General features: G+C 71.4%; 12 protein-coding genes. 5 read left to right on the forward strand and 7 right to left on the reverse strand.

Translation table 11 applies throughout. The features are described from left to right. Positions 1-65: 65 nt before the first annotated feature. Positions 66-1382: a fatty acid desaturase family protein gene (locus tag ABD286_RS18515; protein WP_344196245.1), complete on the reverse strand. Its 1317-nt coding sequence runs from the start codon at positions 1380-1382 to the stop codon at positions 66-68. A gap of 11 nt (positions 1383-1393) precedes the next feature. Then, positions 1394-2500, reverse strand: coding sequence for a ferredoxin reductase (locus tag ABD286_RS18520; protein ID WP_344196247.1), 1107 nt, complete (start codon positions 2498-2500; stop codon positions 1394-1396). A gap of 75 nt (positions 2501-2575) precedes the next feature. Here ABD286_RS18520 and ABD286_RS18525 point away from each other — a divergent pair, with 75 nt between their 5' ends. From ABD286_RS18525 to bar, 3 genes are all read left to right on the forward strand, one after another. Further along, entirely contained in the window at positions 2576-3796 is a 1221-nt protein-coding gene (locus ABD286_RS18525) for a PucR family transcriptional regulator (protein WP_344196249.1), read from the forward strand. Positions 3797-3907: 111 nt separating this feature from the next. Then, positions 3908-4900, forward strand: a complete 993-nt coding sequence (locus ABD286_RS18530) for a carbamate kinase (protein ID WP_344196251.1) — start codon at positions 3908-3910, stop codon at positions 4898-4900. Positions 4901-4905: 5 nt separating this feature from the next. Continuing rightward, entirely contained in the window at positions 4906-6048 is a 1143-nt protein-coding gene (bar, locus tag ABD286_RS18535; RefSeq protein ID WP_344196253.1) for a barbiturase, read from the forward strand. A gap of 380 nt (positions 6049-6428) precedes the next feature. Here the strand turns inward: bar and purH are convergent, their stop codons facing one another. The 4 genes from purH to ABD286_RS18555 all read right to left on the reverse strand — a co-directional run bounded on the left by purH (position 6429) and on the right by ABD286_RS18555 (position 11070). Further along, a complete protein-coding gene (gene purH / locus ABD286_RS18540) occupies positions 6429-8051 on the reverse strand; it encodes a bifunctional phosphoribosylaminoimidazolecarboxamide formyltransferase/IMP cyclohydrolase (RefSeq protein WP_344196255.1) in 1623 nt (540 codons plus the stop codon). After that, on the reverse strand, positions 8048-8668 hold the full coding sequence (gene purN / locus ABD286_RS18545; protein ID WP_344196257.1) for a phosphoribosylglycinamide formyltransferase: 621 nt from the start codon (positions 8666-8668) through the stop codon (positions 8048-8050). The genes purH and purN overlap by 4 nt, the downstream gene beginning before the upstream one ends. Before the next feature lie 55 nt (positions 8669-8723). Beyond that, complete coding sequence (locus ABD286_RS18550) at positions 8724-9734, reverse strand: TIGR03557 family F420-dependent LLM class oxidoreductase (RefSeq protein WP_344196259.1); 1011 nt, start codon at positions 9732-9734, stop codon at positions 8724-8726. A gap of 103 nt (positions 9735-9837) precedes the next feature. Then, positions 9838-11070, reverse strand: coding sequence for a cell division protein PerM (locus ABD286_RS18555; RefSeq protein ID WP_344196261.1), 1233 nt, complete (start codon positions 11068-11070; stop codon positions 9838-9840). Positions 11071-11188: 118 nt separating this feature from the next. Between ABD286_RS18555 and ABD286_RS18560 the strand changes: the two genes are divergently transcribed. Both ABD286_RS18560 and ABD286_RS18565 read left to right on the forward strand, forming a co-directional pair. After that, a complete protein-coding gene (locus tag ABD286_RS18560) occupies positions 11189-11752 on the forward strand; it encodes an RNA polymerase sigma factor (protein WP_344196263.1) in 564 nt (187 codons plus the stop codon). Next, the gene (locus ABD286_RS18565; RefSeq protein WP_344196265.1) at positions 11736-13196 is read left to right on the forward strand and encodes a hypothetical protein; all 1461 of its coding nucleotides are present in this window, start codon (positions 11736-11738) and stop codon (positions 13194-13196) included. Before ABD286_RS18560 ends, ABD286_RS18565 begins: the two co-directional genes overlap by 17 nt. Positions 13197-13327: 131 nt before the next feature. Here the strand turns inward: ABD286_RS18565 and ABD286_RS18570 are convergent, their stop codons facing one another. After that, positions 13328-16303, reverse strand: a complete 2976-nt coding sequence (locus tag ABD286_RS18570) for a PQQ-binding-like beta-propeller repeat protein (RefSeq protein ID WP_344196267.1) — start codon at positions 16301-16303, stop codon at positions 13328-13330. Between the last annotated feature and the right edge of the window lie 16 nt (positions 16304-16319).

Raw genomic sequence — 16319 nt, forward strand, 5'->3', positions numbered from 1 at the left:
ACGGCCCACGTCCTGGCGAGAGGAGGTGGGCCGTCGGCGTTCTGGAGCGTACCGCCGAGGTGGACTCAGGCGGTGCGGCGGGGGGTCGCGTGGCGCAGCTTGCGGCGCAGGCGCTTGCCCACGGCCTCGGCGGCGATGCCGACGCGGGTGCGGCCTTCCTGCTTGTTCGGCAGGGACAGGACGACGACCTGCTTCCACGCGGACGCGACCTGCTTGGGCAGCGGACCCGTGGTGTAGGTGAGGCCGTAGCGCTCGCAGATCTCCTGGATGCGCGGGGCGATCTCGATGTAGCGGTTGCTCGGCAGGTCCGGGAACAGGTGGTGCTCGATCTGGTGCGACAGGTTGCCGGTCATGAGGTGCATGGCCTTGCTGCCGCTGATGTTCGCGGAGCCGAGCATCTGGCGCAGGTACCACTCGCCACGGGTCTCACCGTCGATCGAGGACTTGGCGAAGGTCTCGACGCCCTCGGGGAAGTGGCCGCACATGATGACCGAGTGGGTCCAGACGTTGCGGACCGTGTTGGCGACGAAGTTCGCACCGATGGTGTGGAAGAACGACGGGCCGGACAGCAGCGGGTGGATCAGGTAGTCGCGACGGGCCTGGCGCCCGATCTTCTTGAGCACCTTGGCGCCGTCGTTGCGGAAGTCCTCCTTGGACTTGCCGCGACCCTTGACGTACGCGCCGACCTCGAGGTCGTACGCGGCGATGCCGTACTCGAAGAACAGCATGTTCGTGAAGTTGTAGATCGGCTGGCCGAGGTAGGCGGGGACCCACTTCTGGTCCTCGTCGACGCGCATGATGCCGTAGCCGAGGTCGTTGTCACGGCCGATCACGTTGGTGAAGGTGTGGTGGAGCTGGTTGTGCGAGTGCTTCCAGAACTCCGACGGGGAGGCGTTGTCCCACTCCCACTCCTGGCTGTGGATCCGCGGGTCGCGCATCCAGTCCCACTGCCCGTGCATGATGTTGTGGCCGAGCTCCATGTTCTCGAGGATCTTCGCGACCGACAGGCCGGCGGTGCCGACGAACCAGGCCGGCGGGAAGATCGAGAACAGCAGGACGGCGCGGCTGCTCATCTCCAGCCCGCGCTGCCACTTGAGGACCTTGCGGATGTATGCCGCGTCGCGGGTGCCGCGCGAGTCGAGGATCTCCTGGCGCAGGGCGTCGAGCTCGTTGCCGAGGGCCTCGATGTCCTCCGGCGTCAGGTGCGCGGCCGGGTCCGGCTTGCCGGACGGCTTCGGCGCGTGGGTGCGCTCGGTCGTGACGACGGACAGGCGGCTGTTGACGGGCTTGGTGTTCTTCGGGGCGCTGGGCGTCCCGGCGAGCGACCCGTCGATGGACAGGTCGAAGTTGTCGGTCTCGCGGTTCTGGGCAATGGCAGCCATGGAATTCGCTCCTAGAGGTCGATCTCGCAGGCGCCGGCAGCTGCCGACACGCAGGTCTGGATGCGGACGTCGTCGTCCGGGGTGGCCACGGTGAGCTCGCCGTTGCGCAGGTCGCGCACGGCTCCCTCACGCAGCGGGAGCACGCAGCCGAAGCAGATGCCCATGCGGCACCCGGACGGCATGAGGACGCCGGCTTCCTCGCCGGCGTCGAGGATCGGGGTGGCGCCGTCGGACTCGATGACGGTGCCGTTCTTGCGGAAGGTGACCGTGCCACCCTCGCCCTCGGAGACGATCACGGGGCGGAAGCGCTCGGTGTGGATGCGGTCGGCGAGGCCGGCCTCGGCCCAGTGGGCCTCCATCGCGTCGAGCATGCCGGTCGGGCCGCAGCACCAGGTCTCGCGCTCGCGCCAGTCCGGCACGATGCGGTCGAGGTCGTCGGGGCTCAGCAGGCCGTCGGTGTCGGTGTGCAGCTCGACGAGGGTCAGCGACTCGGCGGACGCCCACGCGCGCAGCTCGTCACCGAAGATGACGTCGTCGCGGGTGGGGGCCGAGTGGACCATGACCGCGTCCGGAAGCTCGGTGAGGTGGTTGCGCAGCATGCCCATCACGGGGGTGATGCCGCTGCCGGCGGTGAGGAACAGCGCGTTGCGGGGAGCCGGGGCGGGGAGGGTGAACTCACCGGTCGCCTGGTCGAGGTGGATCAGCGTCCCCGGCGTCAGCTCGCGCACGACGTGGTTGCTGACCTTGCCGCCGTCGATCGCCTTGACCGTGATCGCCACGGCGCCGTCGGGGTCACCGATGAGCGAGGTGAGCGAGTAGGCGCGCCAGTTGCGGACACCGTTCACGTCGACGCCGATGCGGATGTACTGGCCGGGCACGTGGCCCTTCCAGCCGCGACCGGGCTTGATCCGCACGGTGGCGGCGTCACGCGTCTCGGCCGTGACGGACAGGACGCGCCCGCGCAGGTCGGCGCCGCTGCGCATCGGGGCGATGAGGTCGAGGTACTCGGCGGGCACGACAGGCGTCGTCACTGCCTGGGCCACCCGGGACAGGGTGTCGCGCAGCGAGCGCCGGGGTGGGGCGCCCTGAGCTGTGCGAGGAGGGAGGACTGCGGTCATGGTTCCATCATGGGCGCTCAGGGGTCTAAAATCCTGACCCAGAAGCGTGAGTTCTCCGACGAGAGTTGTTCGCAGATGACAAAGATCGACGAAAATCCCCACGAATCGCCCACGGTCACCGCAGATCGGGCGGCTGCGCTCACCTTGTCCCTCGATGTGCAGACCGCGCTCAGGTCGCACCTGCCGTCCGTGGCCGAGCACGCGGTGGCCGCCATCATCGTCGAGGTCCCTGTGTATGCAGCCGCGCGCAGCTTCATGGTGGACAACATCGAGGCTGCGGTCCAGATGGCCCTGGGCAGCTTCCTCACGCTCGCCGCCCGCTCCGGCGACGCCTCGACCCCGCTGCGCCCGGCGCAGCGCGGGTCGTACGAGCTGGGTCGCGGCGAGGCCCGCAGCGGGCGCAGCGTGGACGCCCTCCTGGCCGCCTACCGCGTCGGGGCACGGGTCTCGTGGCGACAGCTGTCAGCCGTCGCGGTCGAGGCCGGCATGGACGCCAGCCAGCTGGCACAGTTCGCCGAGCTCGTCTTCGCCTACATCGACGAGCTGTCTGCCGCGAGCGTCGCCGGTCACGCCGACGAGCTCGAAACCTCCGAACGGCTCCAGCGCCAGCACCGCGACCGCCTCGCGCTCGAGCTGCTACGCGGCGCGTCCGAGGAGGTGCTCCTGCGCCGACTCGACCGCGCCCGCTGGGAGAAGCCGAGCACGATCACCGCCCTGCTGACGCGCGAGACCGAGCTGCACGGCATACGAGGGCTCGTGGATCCCCGCTCCCTCGTCCTGGCGGAGGACCTGCCCGACGTCACCGCAGAGGAGAACACCGCTGCGCTGCTCGTCCCCGACCTCTCTCCTGGCGCCCGGACCAAGCTGCTGCGCGCCATCGGCACCCGCCCCGTCGTCGTCGGGCCCACGCGGCCCTGGCTGCTCACCGCCGGTTCCTACCGTCGCGCCCTGCGCGCGCACCGGCTGCTCAGGGACGCAGGCAGTGGTGCGCAGGCGGCCTACGACACCGAACGGCACCTCGCCGACCTCGTCCGGGCGGCCGACCCCGAAGCCCTCGCAGACCTGCGCCGCATGGCGCTGGCACCGCTCGACGACCTCACCGAGGTGGCGCGTGAGAAGCTCGAGGAGACGCTGCGGCTGTGGCTGCTGCACCGGGGTCGGCGTGAGGCCGTCGCAGAGGCGTTGTTCGTGCACCAGCAGACCGTGCGCTACCGAGTCGGCCAGCTGCGCGACCTGTTCGGTGACGACCTCGACGACCCCGACGTCGTGCGCGACCTCGTCATCGCCCTGGGCTGAGTGGGCGGAGGCAGATCTGCCAACCGCGGGACCGTGGTTGGGCAGGTCCTGCCAACGTCAGCGCCCGCTCCGTCTCCCTAGGCTCGCCGCACGACGACTGTGGGAGGTGGCATGCGCGTCCTGATCGCGCTCGGCGGCAACGCCATGACCGGCCCCGACGGCAGCGCCACGCCCCAGGCGCAGCGCGACGCGATCGCCACGGCGATGGACCACGTCGCCTCCGTGGTGGCCGCCGGGCACGAGGTCGTCGTCACCCACGGCAACGGCCCCCAGGTCGGCAACCTGCTCGTCAAGAACGAGCTCGCCGCGCACGTCGTCCCACCGGTCCCGTTGGACTGGTGCGGTGCCCAGACGCAGGGAACCATCGGCTTCACCGCCCTCGACACGCTCGAGGCCGCCTTCGCCGTCCGCGGACTCGACCGTCGCGCCGCCGCCGTCGTCACCCGCACGCTCGTGGACCCGCTCGACCCGGGGTTCACCACCCCCACCAAGCCCGTCGGCCGGTTCCTCCCCCACGAGCAGGCTCTGCCGCTCATCGAGCACGGCGAGACGTGGCAGGACCGTGGCGACAAGGGGTGGCGCCGCATGGTCGCCTCCCCCGAGCCGCTCGAGGTCCTCGACACCCACACGGTCCTGACCCTCCTCGCCGCGGGCTACGTCGTCGTCGCAGCCGGTGGCGGCGGCATACCGGTGGTGCGGCAGGCCGATGGGTCGGTCCAGGGCGTCGAGGCCGTCGTCGACAAGGACCTCACCGCGGCCGTCCTCGCCCAGGCTGTCGGTGCCGACGCCCTCGTCATCGCCACCGACGTCGCGCACGCCGTCGTGGGTTTTGGCCGCGAGTCCGCACGCCCGCTGGGCCGGGTGCCGCTCGAGGAGATGGAGGCGTATGCCGCGGACGGCGAGTTCGCCTCCGGCTCCATGGGCCCCAAGGTCGAGGCGGCGCTCCGCTTCGTGCGGTGCGGCGGGCGTCGCAGCGTCATCACTGCTCTCGACCGCATCGCCGACGCCGTCGAGGGCGAGGTCGGCACCGTCATCGAGTCGGCCACTGCCACAACGACATCGACCACAACTCCCACAACCACCGCAACGCCAACCGGAAGGTGAGTCACGTGCCCGAAGCCATCGAGGTCCGCAAGGTGCCGCTCCACAGCGTCTCCGACGCCAGCGAGCTCGCGAAGCTCATCGACGACGGCGTCATCGAGGCCTCTCGTGTCGTCGCCGTCATCGGCAAGACCGAGGGCAACGGCGGCGTCAACGACTACACCCGCATCATCGCCGACCGGGCGTTCCGCGAGGTGCTGGTCGAGAAGGGCGCCGACCCCGCCAAGGTCAAGGAGATCCCGATCGTCTGGTCCGGTGGGACCGACGGCGTCATCAGCCCGCACGCGACGATCTTCGCGACCGTGCCCGCCGACCAGGCCGAGCAGTCCGACGAGCCGCGGCTGACGGTGGGGTTCGCGATGAGCGAGGTGCTGCTCCCCGAGGACATCGGCCGCACCGCCATGGTCACCAAGGTCGCCGATGCCGTGAAGGTGGCGATGGAGCGCGCCGGCATCACCGACACGGCCGATGTCCACTACGTGCAGACCAAGACGCCGCTGCTCACGATCGACACCATCCGGGACGCCAAGAGCCGCGGCCACGACGTCTTCACCGAGGACACCCTCACGTCGATGGACGTCTCCAACGGCGGCACCGCCCTCGGCATCGCCGTCGCCCTCGGCGAGATCGAGATGCCGCGCGACGAGGACGTCCTGCGCGACCGCACGCTCTTCTCCTCGGTCGCCTCCTGCTCGTCCGGCGTCGAGCTCGACCGCGCCCAGGTGGTCGTCGTCGGCAACACCCGCGGCATCGGCGGCCGCTACCGGATCGGCCACTCGGTCATGCGCGACGCCCTCGACGCCGACGGCATCTGGGAGTCGATCCGGGACGCCGGTCTCGAGCTTCCCGACCGCCCGCACTCCACGGACCTGCAGGGACGCCTGGTCAACGTGTTCCTCAAGTGCGAGACCAGCCAGGACGGAGCCGTCCGCGGTCGCCGCAACGCCATGCTCGACGACTCCGACGTGCACTGGCACCGCCAGATCAAGGCGGCCGTCGGTGGCGTCACGGCCTCGGTCACCGGCGACCCGGCGGTGTTCGTCTCGGTGTCAGCCGCCCACCAGGGCCCTGACGGAGGCGGCCCCGTGGCCGCGATCGTCGACCTCGGCTCCGGTGACCCCACCGGATACCGGGGCCCCGACCCCGCCTGACCCGCTCACCCCTTCGGACCTCCCGCGGTTCGATGTAAACGCGCCCGGAAATCCCGGCGCGTTTACATCGAACGAGCCGAGCGTGTGGGGCCGTCAGGCGCCTGACGTGGGGCTGCCGCCTTGGTATCCGGTCCACGCCGCGTCGGAGTCGGCTTGGGCTCGCGCCTGGGTGTGCTGCGGCGTCGGGTCACCGCCCCACTTCCGGTCGTACAGCCACGCCAGCGCACAGACGACCGCGAGCACACTTCCCACGACGATCCAGAACATGTCGACACCCCCTCCGGTGCCGGACCCCGTGTCCGGTGACGCAACGGTCCCACGCAGCCGCCCGCCGCGCCAGAGAACCGCTCAGCCGTCGAGGGGCGTGCGGTGTGCGCCCGTCAGTGAGCGAAGTGGCGGGTGCCGGTGAAGTACATCGTGACGCCGGCCGCCTGGGCCGCCTCGACGACCTCGGGATCGCGCATCGACCCACCGGGCGCGACCACGGCGCGGACCCCGGCGTCGAGCAGCACCTGCAGCCCGTCGGCGAAAGGGAAGAACGCATCCGACGACGCGACGGCCCCCTGCGCCCGGTCCGCACCGGCCCGCGACACCGCGAGGTGGCAGGAGTCGACGCGGTTGACCTGGCCCATGCCGATGCCGACAGCCGCACCGTCCTTGGCCAGCAGGATCGCGTTGGACTTCACCGCGCGCACCGAGCGCCACGCGAACGCGAGGTCGGCCAGGGTTGCCTCGTCGGCTGCCTCGCCCGAGACGAGCGTCCAGCGCGACGGGTCGTCGCCGCCCGGCTTCTCGCCCTCGATGACCGCATCGACCTTGTCGACAGTCTGCAGCAGCAGCCCACCGCTGATCGGACGCATCTCGATGGCATCGGCGTTGGTGGAGGCCGACGCCGGCAGGCGCAGGATGCGGATGTTCTTCTTGCCCTGCAGCACCTCAAGCGCGTCGGCGTCGAAGTCGGGGGCGATGATCACCTCGGTGAAGACGTCCTTGACCTGGTCGGCCATCGCGAGGTTCACCGTGCGGTTGGCAGCGATGATGCCCCCGAAGGCGGACACGGGGTCGGTGGCGTGCGCGGCGGCATACGCCTCGTCGATGGAGGACCCGACCGCGATCCCGCAAGGGTTGGCGTGCTTGACGATCGCGACGGTTGGCTGGTCGCCGTGGTCGTGCGCAGCGCGCACCGCGGCGTCGGTGTCGACGTAGTTGTTGTAGGACATCTCCTTGCCGTGCAGCTGCTCGGCGGAGGCGACGCCGCCGCGCCAGTGGCGGTAGATGGCGGCCTTCTGGTGCGGGTTCTCGCCGTACCGCAGGACAGCCGCCCGGGTGAACGTGGCGCCGGTCCACGCGGGGAAGCCGGTGCCGTCAGAGGTGTCGGTGTAGACGTTGCCCATCCAGTTGGCGACAGCGTTGTCGTAGTCGGCGGTGTGCACGAAAGCCTGTGCTGCCAACAGTTTCCGCTCATCCAGCGAGAAGCCGCCGGCCTCGACGGCAGCCAGCACGGCACCATACGCAGCGGGGTCGGTGACCACGGCGACGCTGGGGTGGTTCTTGGCAGCGGCGCGCACCATCGACGGACCGCCGATGTCGATCTGCTCGATGACCTCGTCGGGTGAGGCGCCCGAGGCGACCGTCTCGCGGAACGGGTAGAGGTTCACGACGACGAGCTCGAACGGCTCGACCCCGAGCTCCTCGAGCTGGCGGACGTGGTCGTCCTTGCGGGTGTCGGCGAGGATGCCGGCGTGCACCCGTGGGTGCAGCGTCTTGACACGGCCCTCGAGGCACTCGGGGAACCCGGTCAGGTCGGCGACCTCGGTGACCGGGATGCCCAGGCCCTCGATGAGCTTGGCCGAGCCACCGGTCGACACGAGCGCGACCCCGGCGGCGTGCAGCCCGCGGGCCAGCTCCTCCAGCCCGGTCTTGTCGTAGACGGAGACGAGCGCCCGGCGGACCGGTCGGCGTCCTGCGTCGTCAGCGGGCTTCGGGCTGGACTGCTGGGTCACGGAATGCTGACCTTCCCATCGGTGACGGTGATTCCCTCGCGGGCCGCGCGGCCCACGATGGTGACGAGCAACGGGTGCTCGACGGCTTTGATGCGTTCGTGGAGGGTGTCCTCCGTGTCGCCGGGGCGGACCTCGACGGTGGACTGGGCGATCACCGGACCGGTGTCGACCCCCGCGTCGACGACGTGGACGGTGCACCCCGTGACGGTCGCCCCGGCGGCGAGCGCGTCGCGGACGGCGTGCGCGCCGGGGAACGCCGGGAGCAGGGCCGGGTGCGTGTTGAGGACGACGTGCTCGGCCAAGACCCTGGGCCCGAGGATCTTCATGAACCCCGCCGACACGACGAACGCTGGCTCGTGGTCGGCGATCCGCTCGGCGAGGGCGACGTCCCAGTCGGCGCGGGTCTCGTGGTCCTCGACGCGGACGACGAACGTCGGGATGCCCGCGGCGGCGGCTTTGTGCAGGCCCGAGATCCCGGCCCGGTCGGCCCCGACCGCGAGTATGCGGACCCCGTATGCAGCGTCGGCCGTGGCGTCGATGAGCGCCTGGAGGTTCGTGCCCGACCCGGAGATGAGGACGACGATGCCCGTGGGCTGCGTCGTCACGTCCGCGGTCACGGCCTCGACGATACCGACCGGGAAGCGGGCGACGGCACCCGCGTCCACGGACGGGTCAGGGGGCGGCGGCGCGGAGCTTGTCCAGCAGTGGGCCGGCGGCCTCGTCGAGGAACTGCTGCTGCCCCTCGTCGCCCACCTGGACCAGCGCGACGTCGGTGAAGCCCGCCTTCCAGTAGGCGGAGACCGCCTCCACGATGGCGTCGAGGTCCGGTCCGCAGGGGATGTTCTCGGCGACCTGGTCCGGGGTGATGAACTGCGAAGCCCCGGCGAACCCCGCCGGGGTCGGCAGGTCGGCGTTGACCGCCCAGCCACCGGCGAACCAGCGGAACTGCTCGTGGGCGCGCTCCTTGGCGCGGTCTGCGTCGGTGTCCCAGCAGATCGGGATCTGCCCGATGGCCCTGGCCGCCCGCGAGCCGATGCCCAGGGCGTCGCCGCCGCTCTCGGCCGACTTGCGGTGGTTGAGGAACCCGGTGACGAGGTCGGCGTCCGGCTCGACGGCGATGACGTGGTCGGCCAGCGGACCGAACCGCGCGAACGACTTCTCCCCCGACACCGCCACCCCGATCGGCACCCCGCCCTCAGGGCAGTCCCAGATGCGGGCCGAGTCGACGCGGAAGTACTCGCCCTGCCAGGTCACGAGCTCGCCGGTGTGCAGCTCGCGGATGATGTGGATGGCCTCCTCGAGCATGTCCTGACGGACTCCCACCATGGGCCAGCCCTCGCCGACGACGTGCTCGTTGAGGTTCTCCCCGCTGCCGAGCCCGAGGGTGAAGCGCCCCTCACTGAGCAGCTGCAGGGTCGCCGCCTTCTGCGCGACGACGGCCGGCTCGTAGCGGATGGTCGGGCAGGTCACGTAGGTCATGAGCTCGAGCTGTGACGTGGCCTGAGCGACGGCGCCGAGCACCGTCCAGGCGTAGGGCGCGTGGCCCTGCTCGGTGAGCCACGGCGAGTAGTGGTCGCTGCTCACAGCGAAGTCGAAGCCCTGCTTCTCGGCATCGACGGCGTAGCCGACGAGCTCGCGGGGTCCGGACTGCTCGGTCATGAGGGTGTAGCCGAATCGCGTCATGCTCCAACGCTCACACGCGGCGCGAGCCTCCACCACTCGGGCACCGACACCCGCTCTGCCGGGGTGGCGCGCTGTGCAGCGCGCCGGTATGGCGCGGGGTGCGTCAGCGGCGCAGCTTCCAGCGGTCCCAGCCGAGGACCAGCCCGGCGCCGGCCAGCAGCTCGACGAGCAGGGCCAGCGTCATGGCCCCGGCCGGGGCACCGATCGAGGACAGGCGGTCCTGGCCGAGCGAGGCACCCCCGACGACGTCGAGCAGGCCCACCAGACCGGCCGCGACGACGACGGCCACGCCAGCGACGGTGAGCTTGGTGCGCTCGGTGGACAACCGGGCCACGGAGCGCAGGGCCCGCCAGCCGACGAACGCACCCACCGCCACGGGCAGGAGGACGACGACCGGCAGCCACCCGGGGAAGGCCCCGGGCTCGGGCAGGGCACCGAACACCGGGACCATCGGCAGCAGCGAGGTGCGCGAACCGGTCCAGGTCGCGGAGGCTCCCTCGACCGCGGAGAACCCGGTGCCGGCGACGAACGAGACGGCCCACAACGCGAGGTTGGGCAGGACGAGCAGCTGGGCCAGGGAGAGCACGACTCCCCCGATGACACCCGGAGCCAGCGCGGCCTGGAGGTTGGTGACGTTGCCCAGGTGCAGGACGACGAACCCGACGCAGATCAGCACCCCGGCACCGAGCAGCGCGGCAGCGCCCTCCACCCCCGGACGCAGGCCACGACGGACCGCCTCGGGCAGCCAGGCGGGCCGCCGCAACCGCTCACCCGCCAGCTCGGGGCGTCGGCGCAGCAGGTGGACGAGGGCCAGCAGGGCCGCCCCGACGGGCACGACCAGCACGGGGAAGACGAGGGTCCACAGGACCGGGCGCGGCTCGGCGAGTGAGGCGACCACCGCCCAGAGGGCAGCGACGACGGCATACCCGAAGGTCCACGCACCCAGCGCGAGCGCCAGGGGCCGGTGCAGCAGGCCGGCGAGCAGGACCACGGTGCGGTCCTCGGCGCTCTCGCGCACCGCCCGGACCGCGGCCCAGGCCGCACCGAGGACGGCGAGCGCGAGGAAGAGGAGGGGGACGACCGTGACGACTGCGCCACCCAGAGCGAGGTGGGCCCCGGTGCCGAGCAGCCAGAGGCTGGCCCCGACGCCGAGCGACGTCGTCCACGGGACGGTGCTCTCGGACGCAGCCACCCACACGAGCAGCGCGGGGAGCACGAAGACGAGGGCGGAGGCCGCCGCGGCACCCGCTCCCTCGAGCAGGGTGCGCTGGTACGCCCTCGGGTCGGGCCCGCCCGAAGTCGGCGTGGCCCGGCGCAGCAACTCCATCACAGTCATGTCTGCCCCATCGTCGCCGACCACCGCACCGCCAGGGCGCAGGCAACGCCGGAGCGCCCCGAGAAATGTGCGAACGCGCCGCAACCGGGCACCGCGCGACCGCGTCTGCTGCGGTGTGATGGCACTGAGGAACGGAAGCGTCGACGCGACGCCGGGCGAGCGGGAGGCGGGGATGGGGCCGAGGTCCGCAGAAGCGGAGTTCGACGCGTTCTACCGCGACACCGCCCGTCGGGTGATCCACCTCGTCTACGGCTTCACCGGTGACCTCACCGTCGCCCAGGACGCGACGCAGGAGGCGTACGCCCGGGCCTGGCAGCAGTGGTCCACCGTCCGCACGCACGACGACCCGCTGGCCTGGGTCCGGACCGTGGCCCGGCGGGTGGCCATCTCCGGGTGGCGCAAGAAGACCACCCAGGACCGCGCCTACGAACGGCACGGTGCCCACGACACCACCGGCCCACCCACCGAGGACCGGGTGGCCGTGGTCGCAGCCCTGCGGACGCTGTCCGAACCGCTGCGCGAGGCCGTGACGCTGCACTACATCGGCGACCTGTCCATCGAGCAGATCGCCCACGAGACCAACACCCCCGCAGGCACCGTCAAGGCGCGCCTGCACCGGGGCCGAGCGCAGCTCGCGCTGGCCCTGCGGCACGAGGAGAGCTCCGGTGATCGACATGGCTGAGCACGAGGACTGGTCGGCGCACGACGACGCCCAGCTGCGTGGCACCCTCGCCACGCTCTGGGCGGACGTCGACGCCCTGCCCCTGCCCGACGTGCGGTTCGTCCGGGCGCGAGGCGTACGGCGCCGCCGCCAGCGGGCGCTGGCCCTCACCGCTGCTGCCGCGGCCGCCGCGGTCGTGGTCGGCTCCGTGGGCTTCAGCCAGCTGGGGCGGGACGCGAGCCTGCCCGTGACACCCTCGACACGGACGACGGGTGCCCCCGTGCCGACAGCGGCACCCACCGCCGCCCCGACGGCCAGCGCGACGGCCGACCCACTGGCCGAGCCGGGTCTGCTCCCGCTTCCAGGGGAGTGGGAAGACACGCTCGACCTGCCGAAGAGCTCCGTCACCATCACCCCCGTGACCAAGGGCGGAGGCGTCGAGTGCGGCGACACCCTCGGCGCGCCCTCCCGGCAGGAGGCCATCACCCAGGACAACTCACCGGTCAGCGGTGGGGCCACCTACTGGCGCACGGACCGGGCCGAGGCTGCGGCCAACACCCTCATCCAGGGCGTCAGCACCTGCCAGGTCGGGCCGTCGTTCAAGGTCAGGTCCGAGTACGTCGGGGCGTACGCCGTCTTCTCCTACTCCACCCCCGAGGCCGGCTCGGGCTGGTTCGCCGTCGTCCCCGGTGGTGAGGGCGTCGTCCTGCTGCAGGTCGTCGACCCCGCCTTCAGCGACGTCTCCCTGGGTGGTTTCACCCGGACCGAGGTGAGCGCACTGGCCGAGGTGGCACGCCAGCGACTCGAGCGGTACGGCTCGGGACCGGGGTCGTCGGCCACCGCGTCGTCGACCGCCGCTCCAGCCATCATCGGCCCGACCGGCAGCACCCGCGCCCTCTCCGAGGACATGCCCGTGTCGGGCGCCCAGCCGGTGCCGACGTCCCCGCTGTTCGTGGCGGCCTCCCAGTGGCGGTCGCAGGCCCTCAGCGGCGGCACCGCCACCTCGGCAGGACGTGGCGCCCTCGAGGGGTCCAGCGCCGTCGCCTCGTGTGAGACCGACGCCCAGCAGGACGGTATCGGCGGTCGCGTCGGGGTGGTCTCGGTGATGGCCGGGACGGGCACCAGCAGCTACGTCGGGCGCCAACGGGTCCAGCTCGACGAGTCCTCGACGCCTTCGGCCCAGCAGTCGTACGTCGCCGCACGCCTGGCCGAGGCGAACGCCCTGTACGCCAAGGGCTGCACCTTCCCCAACGGCACGGTCAAGGCCACGGCGGGTCCGTCGCAGGGCACCTACCGGCTCGACACCGTCTTCACCGACGGCAGTGCCACCCTGTCGGAGTGGGTCGGGGTGACCGCCCAGAAGACCGCTGGAGCCGTCTCGACCGTCGTCATCACGAAGATGAGCGACCCGAAGCAGGGCTTCGCCGAGCTGGACCGGCTCCTCATGCTGGCCCGCCAGAAGTAGGACTCCCCCGACGGCGAGGCACGCGCCATACGCCGCCCACGGGAGGTGGCCACGGACGAACCCGGCACACGAACAGCGGGCGACACCGGCCCCGTGCCGGTATCGCCCGCTGTGGTCCGTGCGTCCCGCAGCTACTTGATGATGACCTCTTTCAGGGTCGAACCCTGCGGGACGAAGAGCTGGTTGCCCTGGACGACGAGCTGGGCCGGGGTGATCCCCGAGGACACCGGGACGCTCACCCGCAGCGTGGCCGGGTCGACGGCGTACGCCCGACCGGCGGCCACGAGGTAGAGCATCCCGTTGACGTTGGCCAGCGCGGTGTTCCGGAAGACCGGGGTGGTCTGCTTGCCCTGGGTCTGGACCATGATCGAGCGCAGCGTGGCGCCGGTCTTGGGGTCCAGCTCGTAGAGCGTGGTGCTCCCGGCGGCCCAGAGGGTGCCGGTCGGGCCCATGACGACCGCACCGAACGCCTCCATGCCGGCCGCGGGGGTGACCTGCCAGGCGACCTTGCCCGTCGCGGCGTTGTAGGCGAACACCTTCGCGGAGGACTGCGTGGGCGTCGCGCCCAGGCCGCCCCAGCGCGACGTCCCGCCGTAGACCATGTACCCGGATGCGGTCAGCGACACGATGCTCTGGTCGGCCACCGGCTCGCTGACGATCTTGGGCGTGCCGGTGTCGCCGTCGAAGACGCCGAGGACGCCACCGAGGACGCCGTACTTCGGGATGGTGCCGAAGAAGGTGCGGCTCCCCGCGGTCGCCCAGGCCAGCGGACGGTCCTGGCGGTAGGTCGGGCCGAGCGTCGTGACGAGGGCCGGGTTGGTCCCGTCCACCCACGGCGCCAGGGTGTCGTAGCGGAAGATCCGTCCGTCGGTGTAGGTGCCGATGTACTGGTACCGACCGTGCTCGACCGAGCCCTCGACCTCGCCGATGACACCGGGGCCGTACGGCACGAGCGGGTACTGCGAGCGCTGGCTGAGGTCGGCGTCCACCATGGCCAGGCTGGAGCCGCCGAACCCGCCGACGAGGAGCTTGCCGCCGCCGAAGCCGACCGACTTGATCTGCATCTTGGTCGGGGCGAACTCGGCGCGGAAGGACTTCTGCTGCAGGGACCGCGTCTCCAGGGCCGAGATGGTGCCGGACGGGTCGTAGGCCAGCAGCCAGTTGCCCGCGTCACCGCCCAGGGTGCCCTTGAGGACCATGCGGTCCCGTCCAGCGGCGGTCGCCGTGTCGCCGCGGATCTCGTAGGACCCCGTGGCGGCGTCGACGGCGCGCAGCTGCTTGTACTGGAGGAAGTAGAACGCGCCGGCGCCGTCCATCGGCGAGGGTCGCTGCACCGGGTAGTTGGCCGCCACGGACCACGAGCCGGAGACCGTGTCGTAGAGGCGACGCTCCCCGGTGATGATCGTGCCGCCGGACGTGGTGCCGCTGGGCGTCTTCACCGACAGGTAGCGGCCCAGCAGGTCGAGCTCGGCCACCTGCCCGCTCGTCACGGGCTGCGGCACGTTGAGCGTGGTCTTGCTGGCCGGGTTCGACAGCGAGACGCGGACGATCTTCGGGTTGGTCGAGCCGAGGCCGACCCACGCGTAGCTGCCGTTGACGGCCAGGCTCCGGGCGTAGTCGTGGGAGGTGCTCACCGTGCCGAGGGACGCGAACCGGCTGGTGCTCGGGCTGAAGTTCCACAGCTCCGACTTGGGGTAGGACGCGCCCCAGATCCGGCCGTCCGGTCCCTCCTCGAGGTCGAAGATGGTGGTGCCCGTCGCCGTGGCCCGTCCGAGGTCGGTGATCGTCGAGGACCCGGTGGCCCAGCGCCACAGGTGTCCGTCGTTGCCGGCGGTGTAGACCCCGGTGTCGGCGACCACGAGGGACCAGGCCGCCTCCATGTCACCGAGGGGGAAGCGGCGCTCCACGCGGTTGGTCTCGATGTCCACGACCTGGAGCTCGGCCGGGCTGCCCGACACGACACCAAGCAGCTTGGCCTTGCCACCGATGATGGCGGTGCGGACGACGTTGGTGTTGGCGAAGGCATCCACCGGCTGGGTGTCCCGGCCGTCGCTGAAGCTCTGGGTGGATGACCCGGCCGACGGGCGGAGGTCGACGACGTCGAAGTCGCCGGTCGCCTTGGATGAGGTGCCCGTGGACAGCTCGACGGTGGCCCAGTGCCCGTTGTTGGGCACCACCAGCTGCTTGGTGACCAGGCTCCAGGTGTTGGCGGGCTTGCTGACCGGGACGGCGACGGACCTGATGACACCCAGCTTGGTGTCGAGGAAGCGCACCGTGGCCGTGAAGCTGCCGCTCGCGGGTCGCACCCAGGCCCGCAGGTCGTAGGAGACGCCCGCGAACACGGCGGTCCTCGTGCTGGTCACCTTGACGAGGCCCGTGGTGCTGGCGTCACTGAGGTAGAGGCTCCTCGACCCGAGCTTGGGGTAACCGGTGCGGATCTTGGCAGAGGTGCCGGAGGCCGCGGACGTCGTCCACGAGGCCACCGGGAGGGTGGACGAGGTCGACTCGAAGCCGCTGTTCGCGACCCCCGGCTGGAGCACCTCGACGGCGTCCCACCAGACCTTGGACTGGGTCGCGGTGGTGGACGAGAGCTCGACCACGACGCGGGTGGCGGTGGCGGGTGCAACTGCCTTGACCGAGATGCGCGACCAGAGCATGGTGGCGCCGGTCGAGGGCGCTGCGACGCGCGAGACGACGGCGCCCGCAGCGTCGTAGAAGCGGAGCGCGAGGGTCTGGGTGCCGTTCAGCGTGTAGGCGTAGCCCTGTCCCTGGTACTCGACGCCGGGGGTGACGGTACGGACGGAGCGCAGCGCGGTGGTCGCGGCGCCGGACGAGGTGTCCTCGAGGCAGAGCGACTTGGCCCCCGACAGGGCGACGGTCGTCGACGTGTAGATGCGGTTGGGCGACGCGGCCGACAGCGACCATCCGGGCGGAGCCAGCGTCGTGCTCTCGAAGTCGCCGTACGAGTAGTTGGTCGAGACAGACGTGAGTGCGGACGCCGTGGGTGCCTGCATGGACAGACCGGTGACGGCCACGGCCGTCGCGGCGATGGCAGCTGCTGCCCGAGCGCGCACAGGGCGTCGAGGAGCGTGCGGGGTCGTTGACATGGCGAGTTCTCTCGTG

Source organism: Pedococcus aerophilus (genome assembly GCF_039532215.1).
Lineage (GTDB): Bacteria > Actinomycetota > Actinomycetes > Actinomycetales > Dermatophilaceae > Pedococcus > Pedococcus aerophilus.

Bases quoted from the DNA above. Each gene is read 5' to 3' on its own strand.
- ABD286_RS18515 (WP_344196245.1), bottom strand. From the start codon at position 1,382: ATGGCTGCCATTGCCCAGAACCGCGAGACCGACAACTTCGACCTGTCC.
- ABD286_RS18530 (WP_344196251.1), top strand. From the start codon at position 3,908: ATGCGCGTCCTGATCGCGCTCGGCGGCAACGCCATGACCGGCCCCGAC.
- ABD286_RS18555 (WP_344196261.1), bottom strand. From the start codon at position 11,070: ATGACTGTGATGGAGTTGCTGCGCCGGGCCACGCCGACTTCGGGCGGG.
- ABD286_RS18550 (WP_344196259.1), bottom strand. From the start codon at position 9,734: ATGACGCGATTCGGCTACACCCTCATGACCGAGCAGTCCGGACCCCGC.
- ABD286_RS18570 (WP_344196267.1), bottom strand. From the start codon at position 16,303: ATGTCAACGACCCCGCACGCTCCTCGACGCCCTGTGCGCGCTCGGGCA.
- ABD286_RS18560 (WP_344196263.1), top strand. From the start codon at position 11,189: ATGGCACTGAGGAACGGAAGCGTCGACGCGACGCCGGGCGAGCGGGAG.
- ABD286_RS18520 (WP_344196247.1), bottom strand. From the start codon at position 2,500: ATGACCGCAGTCCTCCCTCCTCGCACAGCTCAGGGCGCCCCACCCCGG.
- ABD286_RS18525 (WP_344196249.1), top strand. From the start codon at position 2,576: ATGACAAAGATCGACGAAAATCCCCACGAATCGCCCACGGTCACCGCA.